Origin of the sequence: Vibrio sp. HI00D65, assembly GCF_001635455.1 — a bacterium.
Lineage (GTDB): Bacteria > Pseudomonadota > Gammaproteobacteria > Enterobacterales > Vibrionaceae > Vibrio.
Map to the genome: position 1 here is coordinate 41,161 of NZ_LWEH01000460.1, position 18,495 is coordinate 59,655.

Consider the following 18,495-nt stretch of genomic DNA (forward strand, 5'->3'; position numbering starts at 1 on the left):
CGATGTATAGCTTTTGGTTATAATTGTGTTTGTTGTCATTAGTGCTGGGCATGTGTTGTGGAAGGGCTCAGGAAAACGAATGACAAGTTAAATATGTTGTTTGTAAAAGCACATAAGGATTGTGAATCAGTTGTTGGTTCAGGAAATGTATTTGTTTATGTAGATGTATATAAACATTACTTATGACTATATAAATAATGTTTTTTTGTATCTGAATGACACTATTGTTACTTTTACGCTGATTTTTAATAAGAATAATTAATAGAACAACGCAACATCGGGGTAGTTTTCACTATGAAAAACGTCAACAGATCTATCGACGTAAAATATTTAAGAACATTTTCACACGTTGCTAAGCACAAAAGTTTTACAGCTGCCGCTGAGTCTCTATTTATGACACAGCCCGCGGTATCTCAACATATTAAAAAGATCGAGAGTACAATAGGGGCAAGTATTTTTGATCGAAAAGAAGGGTTTTTACTGACTAAACATGGAAAAGTATTACTGGATTATGCTGACCAAACCATGTCCATGTATGAGAGGTTATTTGAAGATCTAGAGAAAGTGGAGCTAAGAGATCAATTTAACATAGCGATCGACGAGTCATTTTGTTTCGATTTGGTCAATCGGGTCATTAATGAATTTCGGATGTTAAACAATATCGACTTATCCATAAACAGTTTTACTAAGTCTTCTTCATTGGAGTTGTCGCGTTATGACTTAATATTTACTATGGATAGAATTTCACAGGGGAACGGAAAGTCCTATCAATTAAAAACGGTAAACTATGTGATCGCGTATTCTTGTTCCCTTGACCCTTATGAGTGCTATCCACAGAGAGTTGTTTTTTGCAGTTCTTTGTCTAAGTCATATGTTCAAGAGCTATTAAACGACTACAATGTTGAAACATCTCACGTAACAAGTTGGGTTAAAACAAGCTCATGCCAATTGTTAAAAAATGAACTCGATACTAACGGGACGGTTTTGATCTTTCCTGAGTGGTCGGTATGTGATGAAAAGTGTAAGACAATCCCGTTACGTCAGAAAGTAAACATGTATGTCTGGTGTAGTGATGAAATTTCACAAGAACTAGAAACTTTAGGAATAAAAGATAAAATACAGCAACTTTTTCAGATTAGTGATATTTCAGAATCAGGAATAAAGCATAATATTATGTGACTAATTTGATAATGTTGAAATTGTACTGAAAATGAAACAACTTAAAGCGATAGGTATCCCATAGGGGATACCTTTTTTGTAGGCATTGAAACGTTTTATCTTACCGATTACATACATTATTAGAACTAACCACCCTCCCATAAAACCTATAGAAATCAAGGTTGCAATGACTAGATTCGGTTGAACCCCAACGATCAATGCCGCCAGTAACTTAACATCGCCAGCACCAAGTACTTTTAGGTACCAAAGTAACACTCCAACAAAGAAACAAACGATAGATATCGGCAGAGATGACGCCAAATAACCATTTAATAAGGCTACAACTAGATTTGCTACCAATGTGAAATTATTTAAGGTGTTTGGTATTTTTCTATGTTTCCAATCAAAAATGCATACAAAAAAAAGTATTGAGAGATTTAATAATATTAAAAATGAGTAATTTATTATTTCTATGTTCATAACAAAAGGGTATTATTATTTAGGTTTGATATCAATAAAATTTTAATTAATTTTTGTTATTAAAGTATAAAAAATTTTTATCCATTTATTAAATAAAACTCTGTTATGAGTTCATAATAAATATTAATTTGATGTGTGTTTTTTAGTTCGGTAGATTTGATTTCGAAATTTCAACAAGACCTATGGTCGATTTACTTTTAGAGGGTTACCATGTACTACCAAACTTTAGCAAAACTAGCTGAACTAAAAATGAAGTTCGAAGATGATACTCGCGGTGTTACTGCGGTGGAATATGCAATTATTGCTGTTGTAATGTCAGCTTTAGTACTTGCTGCATTTCAAACAGATGCGCTTAAAAATGCAATTACTGGTGCGTTGAATGCGGTTACAGCCAACTTGACTACTGCAACCACAGGCAATTAAACGGCCACAAATAATATTATATTAAGGGGCTAGGGCCCCTATTTTAGGCTTAATATGAACAGAATTATCATTCTCCTTCTTATCGCTTTATCTATTTTTTCAACATTGATATATATCAATATTAATTATATTTCATCGGCCAAAGAGCCACAACAAGTCCAGAAAAAAGAAGAACTCAAAGTGAGTATTTTAGTCGCTCAAAAAGAGATCAAACGCTCTCAACCCTTGACTCCCAATTTTTACGAGAAGAAGTTTGTCCATATATCGGATTTAGACGGCTATTACTATACATTAGAAAAAGACATCGTTGTTCAACCTGGGGCTCTTTTTAAAGAAGACATCAAGGAAGGTACTTATTTAACACAAGAGATGATTTCAAACCCGGGAGACCGAGATTATATGTATCTGTCGCTTAATGATGGCGAATTGCCTTATTTTTATGAAGTAACAGGCATCGGGGTTGTACAAACATCGACCCTTACTCCTGGCGATAAAGTGAGCTTTGTTTCTACTACATCTTCAAAATCAAACCTTGTAGAGAGTGGATATGGAGACATCGGTGATTTGGTCAGCCGAGTCATTATTAGTGGAGCGCGAGTATTACAGGTGATTAAAGGTAGCGAAGATACCGACTCACAAGATGCTGAAGATAAAAAGTACAGTTTAGTTATTGCTTTAAATATGCGCAGTGTATTGAAACTCGAAATGGCTCAAAAAATTGGCGATGTGAATATCATTCCTTCAGAAATTGAAAACCGCTATTTATCTATTCGCAGTAGTGACTTATTAGAAACACAGTTTGGTGTCAGAGAACTACGTGGTAAGGACTAACATGAATTTAAACAAACAACATATAGCCTTGCTATTGTCTGCAATTCTCTCTTGCCCATTGCTTGCATCTGAATTAATGAATTTAGATCAAGGTGCGGCGAAGACCATTAATTTAAAGAGACAAATATCGACAGTCTTTGTAGCGAACCAAGAGATCGCTGACTACAAAATTATTGATGAAAACAAGGTTGTCGTTTATGGCGTTGGCCAAGGCACTACCTCAGTGATTGTTTATGATCGTGGCGGAAACGAAATTTACAATGCTGAATTGGTGGTTAATCAAAGTCTAAGGCTACTAAAGCAGACGCTAATCGCGCGATTCCCTGATGAAAACGTAGTGGTTTCCAATGTCGGTGATCAAGTGGTACTCGATGGTATTGTTGGCAGTGAAGAGATTAAACAGAAGATTAACCGCCTTGTCGGTGAAATGCTCAATAAAGAACGTCGTCGTGCCGCTTACGAACTCAAAGATGCAGACGGTGAAGCGCTCGACGAAATAGAGTACACCGCACAATACAACTACGACCAAGTGATTAATAACTTGAAAGTGCTTACCACCGAGCAGATCAACGTAAAACTAACGGTTGCGGAAGTCTCGAGTTCATTTTTAACCGAGTTGGGTGTGACTTATAGTGACAGCGGTGAGCCAGGTACTTTTGTTAATAAGCTGCTCGACTTTACCGCTCAGGATATTGTTGCTGTTATTTCTGCGAGCGGTGATGACAAGATTGGGCGCGTACTGGCAGAGCCAAATCTATCCGTTATTTCTGGCGAACAGGCTAGCTTCCTAGCGGGTGGTGAAATCCCAATCGCGGTGCGAGACGAAGATGGCATTACCATCTCCTATAAAGAGTATGGTGTTAAATTGGCGATGGTAGCAAAGGTCACGGATACAGAGAACATCCGCTTAACCTTGATACCTGAAGTGAGCTCAATTGATGAGTCAAATAAGACCACTACCGGGCTTATTTCCGTGCCTTCGTTACGTACTAGAAGAGCCCAAACTACGGTCCATTTGAAAGATGGCCAAAGCTTTGTACTCGCTGGACTACTTACATCAGAAGAGCGTGAATCGTTAACCAAGATTCCAATTTTGGGTGACATCCCAATCTTGGGCGCACTGTTCAGTCACACCTCTACTAACCGCTCTAAAACTGAACTCATTATCGTCGCTACGGTTAATTTAGTCGATCCGGTTGAACAAGAGCAGGTCAAACTGCCGAGCTTTAGGCGTACCAGCGACCTTGAACGACTCCTGAGAATCGACCTTTCTGAACTTGATGAGCCAGAGCTAGAAAACACAATCAACCAAGGAGGGTTCAACTGATGAAATGGATCGCGATTACTCTACTAGTACTGCTTGCCTCTGCTTGTACGCATGTTGATAGCACGAACACCAGTGTTATTGAGCAACTAGAAGAACGCTTCGAGTTTGATACAACGAACAGCGAAGATTCAATGTCACGCTCTGTGGCTTTTATTCGAGAGCTGAATGCAAGAGAGCCTAAGTCAACGTTCTACGTCAAATACAAGCCAGATGCGAGTGAGTTCGTAGCTAAGTTTCGAGATAGGTTTAAATCGGAGTCGATTGCCAAAGACAGATATAAAGTCGAGCTTGCTGCTGATGACCAGCAGAAAAACATCCTGATCATAGGGCGATACGTTCGCATTAAAAGCAGTGATTGCGGCGTGATGGTGTTTTCGAAACGTGAGGACTACCAATTTGGCTGTAGTGTTGAGCACAACCGTAACATTAGCTTGGTTAACCCAATCCAAAAGGCGAAGTAGCGATGGACTTAGATATTTTATTTCGTAACTCGTCGTCGAAAATGAAATCGTCGGTTCAAGCGACAGACTTGGTTGTTTCTGACGACAGCACGCTAACTGCATCGATCCAAGATCTTTACGCAATCGAAGGCTTTCCCAAACCTATTGAGGTGACCGATATTGATTTGGATGGTGCTTGGAATCAGTCAAACATCAAGCTGAACCATGTTGTATTGGACCTTCGCAGTGCACCAAACGTAATAGAGCAAGTCTCTGAGATTTCGGTTCGACTAGATGTGAACATCTCTTTACTCGTTCTATGTGATGTTGACTCGATAAAGCTGCGTAACCAAGTGCACGCTTTAGGTGCGACGTATGTGCTGTGGGATTCTGAGCTTGATGCGTTACTTGCGGCAATTAAGTCTACGCAAGAGGGGGAAAGCACCGTTAAAAAAACGCGTGTTGCTAAGCGTATTTTAGTACTCGGAACCAAGGGTGGGATTGGCATTTCATATGTGAGTTCAGTCTTGGCTCACTCTTTGGCTGAACAAGCGAATTTAAAAACGCTTTTGGTCGATCATGACTCAGGGGCTTTGAATAGCGACATCTATATCGGTGTGAAAGGCTTAAAAGCTAAACACAACAGTATCGATTTGAATCAAATTGATATCGACAGTGCCATCGCCAAGACCTACGTACACCCGGTGAAAGACAAGCTTGATTATTTGGTGTTAGAGAAGAACGTCGCTTGTCTCTCTGATCACGCGTCGACGCTCTACAACCTTTCTAATCAACTGATTGATCAATATAACTTTATTATCGATTCAGCGCCGTTGTCTTGTTACGAAGAAATGCACGATCAGGAATTGTCAGATAAGTACCATCGCATCTTTATTGTTTGTGAACCGTCGGTGTCTTCATTGCGCTCTTATAACTCTTTGAAGAAAAAGATAGGTAAATCCGAACACCAAATCATTTTCAATTTAAATAGGCCGGCAAAGGACTTTATGGTGACACTTGCTAGCGCTAAAGAGCGGATCAAAGCCAAGGACAGCATTGACTTCATGTATGAGCCGTCGCTCGAGAAGATGGTGGTCCAGCAAGGCATCAATGAGTTGCTTAAATCCAAGTCCTCGTCTGCTGTGCTGAGTATGGTCGCGACATTGACGGGTAAGAAAATTAAACCTAAATCACGCTTTAGTTTGTTTAGAAAATGAATCAATTAAAAGAAATCTACATTCAACTTCGCGATGAAATTTTCGATGCGTTGGATGCGGCGACACTCGTCGAAATCAGTAATCAAGAGCTTGAAGAGCAGCTTAAAGACTCCGTGAATATCTTGATCGACAAGAAGCAGTTGCAAGTCAGCTCCTTGAAACGGGTAGATTTGGTTAAGGCACTGCTTGATGAACTGAAAGGCTTGGGACCACTGCAAGCCTTGGTCGATAACGATGATATCTCGGATATTATGATCAATGGGCCTTCGGATATCTTCATTGAAATCAATGGCAAGGTAGAACAGTCGCCAATTCAATTTGTTAATGAAAAGCAACTGAACACCATCGCTAAACGAATCGCTTCGAATGTAGGTCGTCGTATTGATGAATCGAAACCGCTTTGTGATGCTCGTTTGATGGATGGCAGCCGTGTCAACATCGTAATACCTCCGCTAGCGATTGATGGTACTTCTATTTCTATTCGTAAGTTCAAAGAGCAGAAAATTAAGCTCGAGAACCTTGCAGAGTTTGGTGCTATGTCTGTTGAGATGGCAAAGCTTTTGTCGATTGCTAGCCATTGTAAGTGCAACATATTGATCTCTGGTGGTACAGGTTCAGGTAAAACAACGCTACTCAATGCATTATCTGGTTTCATTGGAGAGGGTGAACGTATCGTTACCATAGAAGATGCTGCCGAATTGCAGCTTCAAAAACCTCATATCGTTAGGCTTGAAACTCGACAAGCCAGCGTTGAAGGAACGGGTGAAATTACCGCGCGCGAGCTCGTGATAAACGCTCTTCGTATGCGCCCAGACAGAATCATTGTGGGGGAGTGTCGTGGCGGAGAAGCGTTCGAGATGCTTCAAGCGATGAATACCGGTCATGATGGGTCTATGTCGACATTGCACGCCAATACACCACGCGACGCGATTGCTCGTACTGAGAGCATGGTTATGATGGCAACCGCTAGCCTGCCGATATCTGCAATACGCAGAACCATCGTGAGTGCAGTAGACCTGATTGTTCAGGTAAAGCGTCTTCATGATGGCAGCCGTAAGGTGATGTACATTTCGGAAATCACAGGAATGGAAGGGGATAGCGTTGTGATGGAAGATATTTTTCGTTACGAGGCGAGCTCCAATTTTAAAGATGGGAAAATGGTCGGTGAATTTAGAACGCCTGGCTTATCTACCCGCTCTGTCATTTATGAACGTGCCAAGTTTTTCGGGCTAGAGCAAGCGGTCAGGGAGATCTTCTCATGATATTCATTCTGATTGCGTCATGGAGCGCGTTGTTGATCTACTTCGTTATTCATCGCTCTCGTCAAAATAAAAAGTTGAGTAGCTTGATCGAGATGGAGGCCGAATTCGAAGGGGTAAAGGGCGTTCGATCTGTTATTGATTCTCAGCAGTTTGAAGAGAGCTACAAAGCCAGATTCCGGAAAAGCTACAAGAAAATGGTCAAGGTATTTCAACCTAATATGTCGTTGAAGCTTATTCTGTTTTTCTGTGTTTCTGCGTCAGCAGTGTATGCCATCAATGAGTTCTTCTTAAGACAGGATTACTTCGTTTGCCTGATGATCGCTGAGCCTATTTTGTTCTTCGTTTTTTATAACAAGCTCAAACAGAGACAGATGGACCGGTTTAAAACTAATTTTCCAGATGCCTTAAATATTTTGAGCGGGGCGATCTCTTCTGGGCAAAGTATTATCCATGCATTTGAATATGTTGGTAAGCAGCTTGATAACGAGGTAGGTAAAGAGTTCAAATTTATGGCTGAGCGCCTACTGATAGGTGAGGACCCTGATGACGTACTTGAACGAAGCAGCAATACATTCCCTTATTTAGAATATTTTTTCTTCGCTTCAACAATCCGGATCAACCTAGCACGAGGTGGTCAGCTGAAAGATGTGATCAACAAAATTAACCGACTCATGTTTGATTCGAGAGCGGTAGAGAAGAAAAAGAATGCGCTGACCTCTGAAGCGCGCGCATCGGCAAAAATTATTGCCTGCTTACCAGTAATATTTCTGGTCATTTTAAAGTTCACCAGTCCAGAGAACTACAGCTTCGTGATGTTCGAAGAGGCTGGTCAGCCGATTTTTTATTACGTTCTAGTAAGTGAGCTGCTCGGGTTCTTTTGCATATGGCTGATATTGCGAGGTGTTAATTAATGGAAATGAAAACCCTGGGCATATGGGGCGTGATATTTGTAGTTTCATTGGTGCTTGCCACGTACTGTTTGCGATTTTGGGAAAGCACCAGAGCAAATATTGAAACCCGAAGGATTATTGGTTCGACACGCGAAGAGAAGAAGCGAACCGACTTATTTAAATCGATATTATCTCGAATCAGTTTTAATAAAGATGAAACTAAACGCAAGTTAGTAGCGGCGGGTTTTTATAGTGACTTTCTCGCTGATGCTTATTACCTCCTTAAAATCGTTCCTTTTAGTATTTGCTTGATTCTTATTGGCTTTGATTTTTATAGCGGAGAAACCGAAGTACTGTTTTCTTTGTTGTATTTATTGGGTGCGTTATTAGCGTTTGTTATTGCCCCTGATACTTATGTGTCTGCTCGGGGGAAAGCCAGTATCAAACACATTAGTTCGAGGTTACCTTTTTTACTCGACTTGATGAATGTGTGTGTTCATACCGGGATGACTATCGAATCGAGCCTGGAATACTTAGCTAAGGAACTTCATTCTATTGATAGCAATCTTGCTCATGTTGTCCGAGTTACGGTGGAACGTTCACGCCTTGTTGGTTTGGAAAAGGCGCTAGAGGAGTTTTACGACCTTGTACCAACCAGTGAATCGCAAAGCTTTGTGATGACAATCGTACAGAGCTTGCAGTTTGGTTCATCTGTAGGCCCGGTATTAGCAACGCTAGCGACCGATATCAGAGAATTGAACATGATGGATCTGGAAGAAAGAATTGGGAAGATGGGGGCTAAAATGTCGATCCCTTTGATCGCTTTTATCATGGTTCCTATCGTTGTTCTCATTGCTGCCCCTGGTATTTTAAGGATGCTGATGTGATTAAAAAATATCTATTTATCGCTGTACTCTTCGCTCTACTCTCTGGCTGTGCAACCGTAACTAATCAGCTTGAGACCAAAGAACATCTACTCATAGGGGCTGGCGATTCGCAGAAACTTATCGAGTTCTACAAAGCAAACATACAGTCTGACCCTATATATAAAGTAAAACTCGTTAATCTGTATTTAGACCTTAAGGATATCAAGTCAGCGGAGCTATATCGCAGTACCTATAGCGAGAGCAACCTTGATGACCCGGAATACATACTAACTAATGCTCGTATTTACTATCAGAAAAAGAACTTTGAACGCGCGCTAGAAGAACTAAATAAATACCGTGATGAGGGTGGTACCGAATATGAGTATCAACTTTTAACCGGAAAAATTCTGGCTCAGCAGAAGCAGTTTATTCAAGCCATTCAACACTTTGAAGAGAGTCGTAAACAAGGTGCATCTGATAGAGAGGCTGGTAATAACATTGCCGTGGTGAAAATAATGCAGGCTGATTATTTAGGTGCGACGGACATTTTATATGACTTATACCTTTCGAATCCTAATGATCAAAGAGTGAGATCTAACTTGATTCTTTCTTCAGTTAAATCTCAAAGGCCAGATATCGCGCTCGAGGTTTTGAAACATTCAAATAGTGATGAACAAGCGCGTAAGCAACTTAAAGCGTTAATGATGTCAATATCTAAAAGCGGAGGGAAGAATATCGTGACACAGTCAAAAATAGAGATGGAACAGCAGCTTATTGGCTCTCAAGTGAACTCAGGTGGCTTTGTTGCCCCAACATCACGTGTGAGCAAGCTTGATGCTACCAAAGACTTTCAAGCGACTAAACACGGTGTCGGTGGCTCTGTACTTGATCCTAGAAAGCTTAAACCAAACGCAAAGCCTATTTATCGCGTACAAGTTTTGGCAACGTACACTGCAATTCCTTCAGACTTTTTAAATTATTTAAAAACAAACTATGGCGCTGTGTATTCCTATACACATGGGCTGTGGAAGCGCTATTGCATAGGTGATTTCAATAACCTGGATGAAGCCAAGGCGTTCCTGAATAGCATTGATATTAAAGGAGCATTTGTTGTTGATTACACCAAGAAAAGGTATGTCCGTTTATGAGATCGTTTAAACGTAAGCAAAAGGGAGCATTAACGGTTGAAGTCGCTATGGGTATTCCAATTTTCCTCGCGATTGTCTTCGGTTGGGTTGAGATCTGTATTTTGACGTTTTCAATGAGTATGACTGACCACGCATTAACAACTGCGGTGATGAGAACCAAAAAAGCGGGTGACTCGAGTAGTAGTCAATCGATTAACTACGGGCAAATGATCAAAGATGAGTTGGACAAAGCCGGTGGAGCGTTATGGAGCAACGTCGTTAAAGAGGGTAGCGTCATCATTCATGTGAACTATTTCCGAGACTACGAAGGTTTTCTGAAATGCACGGACACCTATGTCTCTGCAGATAAGTGTCCGGATAAGAAAGATGAACCAGAAGACATGGCACTTGCAGTTTACGCTTTGGAATACACTTACGATCCCATTGTGTCTATTTGGTTCCCAGATATGCCGATAAAGCGCGAAGTTATTACGATCCAAGAGTATGAAAGATGCTCTTTCAAAATTGGTCAGGGGGCAGGTTGTGCAAGTTAAACAAAAAGGATCGTTTGCGGTTGAACTGGCAATGGTGCTTGTCTTTGCTTCTGGCATTTTCTTAGTTGTAGTGAACCACATGCTAGCGATTAACAAGAAAGGCCAATTGGACAGAGCTACATATTCAATGACCACGATTTTCGCAGAGCGGAAGCAGTTATTTAACGCCAAAATGGATATTTGCGCAGGTGATTGCAGGAAAACAGAACATAACGCTTTTGCAATTGCTTCGGCTTCGATGAAGCGGATGATTCCGAACTTTGACAAAACCAAATTCGGAATGCGCATTGATGAGATAAGGCTCGAAGAGACTGCCGTTTCTGGAGGTAAAGTGAACTACCGAAGGGTTCAAAAGACGCTAACCAAAGGAAACATACAAGGTTGTGATTTTCCTGACATGAGCGATATCACCAAAGAAAAAGCGATTGAAATGCTTCCCGTCACTTCAAGAGGGCGCAGATTACCCATGTATCAGGTTTCATTGTGCTACGAAATCCCAACAAACCTGATTGGTATCGCGAACGGTGAAGTTTTCCGTCTTGTGAGTTCTTCTTATTCATTTGCGAGGGTTTAAGGTGCGTTCAATAAAAAGAAATAAGGGAGTCGCGGGTATTTTGTTCGTCGGCCTGTTACCGATGATGGTTATTTTTATGGCGTTTTCGATGCAGATGTCGCAACAGATGCTTGCACATACAAGGTTACTGGAAGCGGCAGAGGTAGCGAGCCTAGCGCTTATCGCAAGCCCTAGAGAGGATGAAGATAACAACGTTAAGTATGCACGCTACTTAGTGGATCGTTATGTTGTCGATAATACAGATGATGTCGATGTAGCGGTGTATACCAGTATATGTGAGTACAAGGATGGTTGTGTACAAGCAAGTGGTGAGCTCGCACCGTTCAGCGACTTTGTGGTGAGGGCGACGGCCAAATACACGTCTTGGATTGCATACGAAGACGTGAATTTAAAGCCTGAGTTTTCAGTCAGTGGCCGAGCTGTGACGCGCAAATATCTTCCTCAGCCAGTAGACGTTTACTTTATTGGTGACTTCAGTGGTTCTATGGGTAACCCATGGAAGAACGGAAAAATGAAGTTAGATGTCGTGAAAGAAACCATTAAGCGAGTCGTCGATGACATTGAGGAGTTTAATTCGGAGGAAAAAAGCCGAGTTGCTTTGCTCGGGTACAACCCGCTCCATGTTAAACAGTCTGACGAGATAGTAAGACTTAACGCTTATGGCTATCGTGCTTCATGGCGAAAGAAACATGCTTATGACTACGCTCGGAACTCTCCTGCGACAACGGTTAGGCGAATGTTTGATGAACCAACCTTGTATAACGAGATTATAGAGCCATCGCATGGAATGAGTCGATACGAAGTAGAGCGACTTTATAAGCGAAACAATGATTTTGATGATTACTTCAAGTTTTACGATATTCCACTGACTGAGGATTATGACAATTTTCGAGCCCAGTTAATGAGTGCTCAGTTGAAAGCTGGTGGAGGTACCTCTTCTTGGAACGGAATCATTGCTGCAGCACAAGAAGCCAATAAGGCGACTAGCCTTAACCCTGAACAGGTGTTTATTGTGTTATCCGATGGTAGCGATAGCGACAAAACCTACTTACAGAAATTGGTGGATCAGGGGTTATGTAAAAAGCTGCGCTCAACCATTTCTGCTAAACGAAATCGTTTCCAAAGTAATGCACCAACTGAAGCTGAGAAAACGAAAGTGACAATGGGTGTTATTGGTATCAACTATCGCGTCCAAGCCAGTGATGGCTTTGGAGATTGCTTCGGCAAGAAAAACATTTATCACGCCAAAGATGGTGAAGATGTGTACAAGTATATTTTGAATTTGATTAATGAAGAAACAGGAAAACTTAAGGATTAACATGAGATACCTAGTGATTATTTCTATGATGCTGCTCTCTCCAGTTGGCTATGCGAATTGCTTGGGCAATGTCGATGAATATATAACATCGACCAAGTTGGTCTCTTCTCATGTTGTGACGACTCAAGTAACGGGTGGATTGTTAGAGCGTGATGAAATACCGCAGAATGAGCTACTCAATAAAGAGAGTGAGGTGATCCAAATCGCGGTTCAAGACGATGTGTGTTTCTATGACAAAGCGACACAATCTCTAGTACTTAATTATCCAATCAACGTGTATAAGTTGGATGAAAGTCATAAACAAGTACTGGAACAATACCTAAGTTTAGTCGACGATAAATCAAAGATTTTTATTGAAGGCCATGCTGATAGTCTTGGCAGTGAAAGCTACAACAAAGCGCTTTCATCACGTCGTGCGGGGCAAGTGACTAGCTATTTAAAGGAAGATCTTCGCCAAGGGAGTCGTATTGTAGAATATGCTTACGGAGAAAGTGCACCTATATGTAAGGCGGCGGACAACAAGGTGACGGGTTGTAATCGAAGAGTTGTCATCACCGTTAAGTCATAATGGGTTTTATTTTTATTGTATGTGTTTTTATTCTCTGGGCTGCAGCCTTGAGTGGTGTATAACGAAACTCAAATAAAACAAAAGGGAGCCAATGTTGGCTCCCTTTTTCGTCTTGTTAAACCTTGGAATCATTACACCATTACACCATTACACCATTACACCATTGGCTCTAGTTGTTTTTGATTCGATTCTGCGGGAGCAAGATATTCGCACAGCTCTTCGTATGGGATAGGGCGTGAGAAGTAGTAGCCTTGCATCAAATCACAGCCGCAGGCTTTGAGGATAGCAAAGTGTTCGCTGGATTCTACACCTTCCGCTGTTACTGCTTAGTTATGGCGATAGGCAGGTTTTCGTTTGCGCCCCATTCTGTCCATGAGCCGTCGTAAACTCCCATTTCACCCGAGTACCCCGCCAGTTTAGCGGCTAATAAAATGATGCAGGCAGTCACACCTGAACCACAGCTAAAGAACATCGGTTGAGTTGGTGTTAAGTCCAATGTAGAAAAGATTTCTACAAGCTCGCTCTGTGGTTTCAACTTACCGTTGTTCAGCACTTGTGCGAATGGTAGACAAACTGAGTTTGGAATATGCCCGCTGCGTAATCCTTCTCTTGGCTCAGGCACTTCTGAATCGAAACGAGCTTGAGATCGTGCATCTAGAATATTGGCACTCTTGTTCTCTGAATAGCTTAGGACTTGCTTGGCATCCACAAAGTGATTGTCTTGAATGTTGCCTTCGAAATTGCCTGGTGTTACTTCAGCTCTGTACGATGTATCTGTTGTGTAACCCGCTTCAATCCATGCTGGTAAGCCGCCATCTAAGATGTAAACATCCTGATGTCCCATCGCCATAAACATCCACCAAGCGCGAGGCGAAGCGAAAGTCCCTGAGTTGTCGTACACCACAATCGTGCTGTCTTGGTTGATACCAATTTCACGTGCACGAGTGTTGAAGTATTTTTCGGAAGGGAACATGTGAGGGAGTAGGGTATGTTTGTTGCTGAAGTCTTTGTCGTAGTCGAAACGAATTGCTCCAGGAATCATTTGCCCTTTGATCTTCTCAGACTCACTTGGAATTTGAAATTCGATACTGGCGTCTAAGATGATGATGTTGTCTTGCTCTAACAAACGTTGTTGAAGTTGTTCTGGAGAAATGAGTGGCTGATTCATTCTTATTGTATCCATTCTTGTTAAAGTTATAGTTGTTGTTATATCGGCGGCTAAGGTGCAGCTCTACAGTAGATGAACCGATAGCTGTTTTGTCCGGTGATTTGGTTGCTTAATGTATCAAGCGAGACTACAGAATCAATAGGGCAGTCCGTGGTCGGTGCAATGGATACGCGAAATACACTGTTGTCTTGAGTTTGAACAGTAAGATAACGCCTGTGTCCATCTAATGACTGGGTGAGTGTATTCAAAATCACTTTGGCTTCAACACGTTGCCCCGTCTGTGACGTCAGCGGGAAATGGGTAAGGGCAACTAATACGCCTACACCGCACATAAAGATAAATAGACCTATTTTTAACTGTTTCATTAGAGTAAGTCTTTGAAGGTTATCTTGAAAATATAAGTTAGATTCGAAGTAAAGTGAATGAACTCTAATCAGATAGTTTTCACCGATATTGGTTTGGAGCGATAAAAAAGTGAGCATTGCTGCTCACTTTTGGCTGTAGATGTTCGAGTCTAAACTTTCATTACCACACGATCTGAGAGTTGCTGCTCGAGACTACTTTCTGTAGAGGTGGCTGCCCGTCGTAAAACCAAATCTCAACGAGAAGTGAATCGTGGCTGACTGGGCTCGCGAAATTAGAGGCGAACACACCATTGTTTAATGAACCAGCAATCACTTTGCTTGAGTAGTCTGGTTTCAATGTCGAGTCGTCACGAGCACTAAAACGGCTATACACGGTAACAAATGAACGGTCTGTTGAAATACTACTGATGTCGATGTCGATATCAAACTGCTCTACAGAGCTGTAATCAAAACCGTCGGGTACAACTAAATCACTCATGGTGTAAGTGGGTACCGCTGCTGCACTGGCTGCTGGAGACGGTGATGGCGTTGCTGCTACTGGCGTTACTGGCGTAGCCGGTGATGACGGTGAAGGAGAAGGAGAAGCTATGCTGCCGCCACCTCCACCCCCACCACAACCAGCTAGTAGGAGTGTGGCTGTAGCTAAAATTACGGTCATTGTTTTCTTCATGTTCCAAGAGCTTTGTGCAGACATATTATTTTCCTTAGAGAGGTTGCTTCTCAACTCAACGTTATGATGTTCGCGATTATGTTTATCTTTGATACTCATGACGTCTCTCCTTATGGCTCGTAGCATTGGTTGTCTGCTGGTGATGTGTACCAAGTTTGATTATTTTCACCGCCTGACTCTGCCCATTGCTTAAACTCTGGGTAAGCAGTTACGATATCCACGTATTCTTGCGGCCATTCCCACTCTTCTGTTGACGTGATAATAAGTGCCCAAGGGTGGTTTTCTGCTGTTTTGAAATATTTACCTGTTGCTGGGTCGCTATCATCAACACCGATTCCAGAGTCAAATAGGTTCACTGTATCGAAGGCCTCGGTCGGTGCTTGGTCTGGTAGATGTAACTCCCAGCTACGTCCCGGGTGCATCGGTAGGTTGTCGCCGTGGTAGTAGCCCGGTGTTGCAAAAATGAATGGGTCGTAAGGCATGTCTGTCCATGACGCAGTACTCACACCGTCTCCTGATAAGTTGATACCGATTTGGAATGCAAACTGTTCATCTTCTTTACAAGCGTTGCTGGTACGGTAGAAGGCACATGAAGTATTCGCTTTTTCAGACAAGTCCTCTGCGGCGATAAAGATAGCTTCAGTTCGTCCGTCTTCCATGCCTAAGTCGGTGAATACGCCATTGTGTTTCATGTATGAATTAACGGTATCTACCGAGCTTGGTGCAAGGTTGGGTAGGCGAACCGCAAAGCCGTTTTTGTAGGTTGCCCCCGCAGCCGCTAGGCGACCATCGATGGTGGACTTAACAACCTTACCGTCTTTTAAGATCTCGGTGATGCGATACATGATAACGGCATCATTCATATCGTAATCGGCTTTATAAGGCCAATTGTCTTCATATGCTAGGGTGGCGTAGCCAGAAGCGCTTGGGAAGTAACGAGCCGTTGCACCATCATTAAGAACATCGACTTGAATATCAACCACCTCACCAGAGGTAGAGCCGCCAAAGTAGCTTAGGTTGGTTTGCTGGCTGAATCTAAAGCGAGCCCAAGTGTTACCCGTTAAGGCGTTAATATCGACATTTAAGAACAAGTCGTTCTCACCGGCTGCCAATAAGTAATCGGTAAAGACTTGTTCGTTGGCGCCGTCGAAACTACCGTCTTGGTTCCAATCTATCCAAGCTGAAAGATAACCCGTTGTTGAAGCTTCAATAATTACCTTTGAATCGAGGCCCGCTTCAAGTGCGGTTACGAAGCCGATACCACCATTCGTCCATTCGTCATCAATGCCGACGCTTTCATCTGATTGTGGGGAAACGTATCCATCCAGATCTGCATCTGGTGCATCAGTACCTAGCCACGTAACGCCATCAAGCTCATGTCGAGGGCCGTTACTTGCTAGTAGAGTGAGGTAACTGTCTGGTGCATCACCAAAGTCGATGTTAGAATCTTCATCAACAACAGGGGCGTTGGCACAACGTGCGCCATCATTTTGGTTGGAAGCTGGACCGTTTGATACAAACTCGACGGCTGGAACAATGCCCGCAGCGATATTGGCAGCGTTGTCTGGAGACAGGTTGATACGGTAAATTTTACCGTCTTGATTTCGAGATACATAGTAGTAGCCGTTTACATCGAAATAACCAGCACCAAAGGTACCCGTTTCTCCGGTATCACCGATATAGGTTTCTGCACCTGTAGTCGGGTTGAAGCTGTACAAGCCACCAGAGTTATTATCGATACCATATAGAGAGCCATCGCTTGGGTGGAAAGCGAAATCAGTTAATCTCACCGTTGCTGGGCTGCCTGCGATTTTGTTGACCGTTACGGTTGCATTTGGATCTGAATCTAAAGGTGATAGATCAACAGTGAATAGCCCTTTACCAGTGTTGTATAGGTAGTAAACATGGTCGTAGACGTCACCCACATAGAAGGTGTGGTCAGTTGGCAGTCCACTTGTGCTGATAACTTCTGCTTGGAAGTCCTTGCCTAGGCGCACCAAGCGCTTGTTAGTGGTGTCATAACCGTAGATGTATCTGTCTTCGAAATCAAAACCAACACCGTTGATGTTAGCGTTCATCCCCGTATCGTCTTCTAGTAGGGTAGTTGAACCAGTAACGAGGTTAACTCCCCAGACTTGAACTGGAGTGGATTGAAAAAGGTATGCCTTACTAGGGCAAGTATCGAACGGCACTGCGTTGGCGACCAGTGGCGCACTTAATAGCAAACTTAACGTTGTAATTCTCATATCTACATCCTTGTGATGGGAGGTATAGATACTTAACCAAGTAGTGTGCCATGTTTAAGGTTGTGATGTTGTACGTTTTTATTTTGCTGATTGCTCAGTGTGCTCAATATTCTCAAAATGAGAATTTAAATGAAACTGATCACTTATGAAGTGTTTCAATTTGAAATCAGGGTGGGGCTCAGTTCAAATAAAAAAAGCCCTGACAGTGGTCAGGGCTTGAGGAGTTATAAAATAGTTATCTTACTCGTGATGAGCATACCCGCATACCGAACAACTCGGCATCTTCATTAAGTTCATTTCACGCCAACTGTGTGACATAGCGTCGAGAATCAGAAGCTTACCTTGCTTTAGTTGTCCAAACTTGGCGATAACTTTGATCGCTTCCAAAGCTTGAGCTGCGCCCACCATACCGACAACAGGAGCCATTACACCAGCTTCGACACAGCTAAGTGCAGCGTTACCGAACAGGGCACTCAAACACTGGTAGCAAGGTGCATTGTTATCTTGATAAGTGAATACACTAATCTGACCTTCCATGCGAATCGCAGCACCAGAAACTAAAGGCGTTTTCGATGCATAGCATAAGCGGTTAAGTTGATTACGCGTTTCCACGTTATCGCTGGCATCGAGCACCAATGAATGAGCTTCGATTAGTTTCGTCAGTGCTTCGTCATCGAGCCTGTGATCGACGGTCTCTACTTTTAGGTGTGGGTTTAACAGCTGCAAGGATTCTGCGGCTGAAACGACCTTTTTTTTACCAATGTCAGCATCGGTGTGAAGTACTTGGCGCTGTAAGTTTGAAAGCTCAACAACATCGTCATCAATGAGCGTTAGCTTCCCAACACCAGCGGTGGCAAGGTATTGAGCTGAAGCGCAGCCCAGTCCACCGGCACCTAAGACCAATATCGAACCCTGTTTTAGTGCTTCTTGGCCCTCAAAATCAAACTGTTTAAGGATGATTTGGCGGTTATAGCGAAGCATCTCTACGTCAGAAAGTATTTCCATCAGCAA

At 42.4% G+C, this 18,495-nt stretch carries 20 protein-coding genes and 1 pseudogene; 14 read left to right on the plus strand and 7 right to left on the minus strand.

Going from position 1 to position 18,495, the window contains the following annotated elements; all coding sequences use genetic code 11:
- Positions 1 to 294 precede the first annotated feature (294 nt).
- Positions 295 to 1,179 (plus strand): LysR family transcriptional regulator, encoded by an 885-nt coding sequence (locus A3712_RS22045; RefSeq protein WP_008216276.1) that lies wholly within the window; start codon positions 295 to 297, stop codon positions 1,177 to 1,179.
- On the opposite strand, the gene A3712_RS22050 is transcribed toward A3712_RS22045, so the two are convergent.
- Positions 1,180 to 1,638: an A24 family peptidase gene (locus A3712_RS22050; protein ID WP_063525044.1), complete on the minus strand. Its 459-nt coding sequence runs from the start codon at positions 1,636 to 1,638 to the stop codon at positions 1,180 to 1,182.
- A gap of 210 nt (positions 1,639 to 1,848) precedes the next feature.
- Between A3712_RS22050 and A3712_RS22055 the strand changes: the two genes are divergently transcribed.
- Genes A3712_RS22055 through A3712_RS22115 form a run of 13 tightly spaced genes read left to right on the plus strand, consistent with a single transcriptional unit; the run spans position 1,849 to position 13,035 of the window.
- Positions 1,849 to 2,061, plus strand: coding sequence for a Flp family type IVb pilin (locus tag A3712_RS22055; protein WP_063525045.1), 213 nt, complete (start codon positions 1,849 to 1,851; stop codon positions 2,059 to 2,061).
- Between the two features lie 54 nt (positions 2,062 to 2,115).
- Positions 2,116 to 2,892 carry a hypothetical protein gene (locus A3712_RS22060; RefSeq protein ID WP_063525046.1) on the plus strand — a complete coding sequence of 259 codons (777 nt, stop codon included), beginning with the start codon at positions 2,116 to 2,118 and terminating at the stop codon, positions 2,890 to 2,892.
- A gap of 1 nt (position 2,893) precedes the next feature.
- On the plus strand, positions 2,894 to 4,219 hold the full coding sequence (locus tag A3712_RS22065) for a type II and III secretion system protein family protein (protein ID WP_063525047.1): 1,326 nt from the start codon (positions 2,894 to 2,896) through the stop codon (positions 4,217 to 4,219).
- Positions 4,219 to 4,680, plus strand: a complete 462-nt coding sequence (locus tag A3712_RS22070) for a hypothetical protein (RefSeq protein WP_063525048.1) — start codon at positions 4,219 to 4,221, stop codon at positions 4,678 to 4,680. Before A3712_RS22065 ends, A3712_RS22070 begins: the two co-directional genes overlap by 1 nt.
- Positions 4,681 to 4,682: 2 nt before the next feature.
- On the plus strand, positions 4,683 to 5,876 hold the full coding sequence (locus A3712_RS22075; protein WP_063525049.1) for an AAA family ATPase: 1,194 nt from the start codon (positions 4,683 to 4,685) through the stop codon (positions 5,874 to 5,876).
- Entirely contained in the window at positions 5,873 to 7,138 is a 1,266-nt protein-coding gene (locus tag A3712_RS22080; RefSeq protein WP_063525050.1) for a CpaF family protein, read from the plus strand. Before A3712_RS22075 ends, A3712_RS22080 begins: the two co-directional genes overlap by 4 nt.
- The gene (locus tag A3712_RS22085; RefSeq protein ID WP_063525051.1) at positions 7,135 to 8,049 is read left to right on the plus strand and encodes a type II secretion system F family protein; all 915 of its coding nucleotides are present in this window, start codon (positions 7,135 to 7,137) and stop codon (positions 8,047 to 8,049) included. Before A3712_RS22080 ends, A3712_RS22085 begins: the two co-directional genes overlap by 4 nt.
- Positions 8,049 to 8,915 (plus strand): type II secretion system F family protein, encoded by an 867-nt coding sequence (locus A3712_RS22090; protein ID WP_063525052.1) that lies wholly within the window; start codon positions 8,049 to 8,051, stop codon positions 8,913 to 8,915. Before A3712_RS22085 ends, A3712_RS22090 begins: the two co-directional genes overlap by 1 nt.
- Complete coding sequence (locus A3712_RS22095; RefSeq protein ID WP_063525173.1) at positions 8,915 to 10,042, plus strand: tetratricopeptide repeat protein; 1,128 nt, start codon at positions 8,915 to 8,917, stop codon at positions 10,040 to 10,042. Before A3712_RS22090 ends, A3712_RS22095 begins: the two co-directional genes overlap by 1 nt.
- Positions 10,039 to 10,575: a TadE/TadG family type IV pilus assembly protein gene (locus A3712_RS22100; RefSeq protein WP_063525053.1), complete on the plus strand. Its 537-nt coding sequence runs from the start codon at positions 10,039 to 10,041 to the stop codon at positions 10,573 to 10,575. Before A3712_RS22095 ends, A3712_RS22100 begins: the two co-directional genes overlap by 4 nt.
- Positions 10,565 to 11,149: a tight adherence pilus pseudopilin TadF gene (tadF, locus tag A3712_RS22105; protein ID WP_004737222.1), complete on the plus strand. Its 585-nt coding sequence runs from the start codon at positions 10,565 to 10,567 to the stop codon at positions 11,147 to 11,149. The genes A3712_RS22100 and tadF overlap by 11 nt, the downstream gene beginning before the upstream one ends.
- 1 nt (position 11,150) lies before the next feature.
- Positions 11,151 to 12,467 (plus strand): TadE/TadG family type IV pilus assembly protein, encoded by a 1,317-nt coding sequence (locus tag A3712_RS22110; RefSeq protein WP_157618854.1) that lies wholly within the window; start codon positions 11,151 to 11,153, stop codon positions 12,465 to 12,467.
- Position 12,468: 1 nt separating this feature from the next.
- Complete coding sequence (locus A3712_RS22115; protein ID WP_063525054.1) at positions 12,469 to 13,035, plus strand: OmpA family protein; 567 nt, start codon at positions 12,469 to 12,471, stop codon at positions 13,033 to 13,035.
- A 155-nt stretch (positions 13,036 to 13,190) separates the two neighbouring features.
- Here A3712_RS22115 and A3712_RS27105 read toward each other — a convergent pair.
- The 6 genes and pseudogenes from A3712_RS27105 to moeB form a co-directional block, all read right to left on the minus strand.
- Positions 13,191 to 13,358: pseudogene (locus A3712_RS27105) on the minus strand (EAL domain-containing protein); the annotation flags it as partial.
- Positions 13,355 to 14,203, minus strand: coding sequence for a sulfurtransferase (locus A3712_RS22120; RefSeq protein WP_063525055.1), 849 nt, complete (start codon positions 14,201 to 14,203; stop codon positions 13,355 to 13,357). The gene A3712_RS22120 and the pseudogene A3712_RS27105, both read right to left, overlap by 4 nt.
- A 50-nt stretch (positions 14,204 to 14,253) precedes the next feature.
- Positions 14,254 to 14,568 carry a hypothetical protein gene (locus A3712_RS22125; RefSeq protein WP_063525175.1) on the minus strand — a complete coding sequence of 105 codons (315 nt, stop codon included), beginning with the start codon at positions 14,566 to 14,568 and terminating at the stop codon, positions 14,254 to 14,256.
- A gap of 160 nt (positions 14,569 to 14,728) precedes the next feature.
- Positions 14,729 to 15,337, minus strand: a complete 609-nt coding sequence (locus A3712_RS22130; protein WP_063525056.1) for a hypothetical protein — start codon at positions 15,335 to 15,337, stop codon at positions 14,729 to 14,731.
- Between the two features lie 11 nt (positions 15,338 to 15,348).
- Positions 15,349 to 17,484 carry an LruC domain-containing protein gene (locus tag A3712_RS22135; RefSeq protein WP_063525057.1) on the minus strand — a complete coding sequence of 712 codons (2,136 nt, stop codon included), beginning with the start codon at positions 17,482 to 17,484 and terminating at the stop codon, positions 15,349 to 15,351.
- A 240-nt stretch (positions 17,485 to 17,724) separates the two neighbouring features.
- Positions 17,725 to 18,489, minus strand: coding sequence for a molybdopterin-synthase adenylyltransferase MoeB (gene moeB / locus A3712_RS22140; protein ID WP_063525058.1), 765 nt, complete (start codon positions 18,487 to 18,489; stop codon positions 17,725 to 17,727).
- Positions 18,490 to 18,495 lie beyond the last annotated feature (6 nt).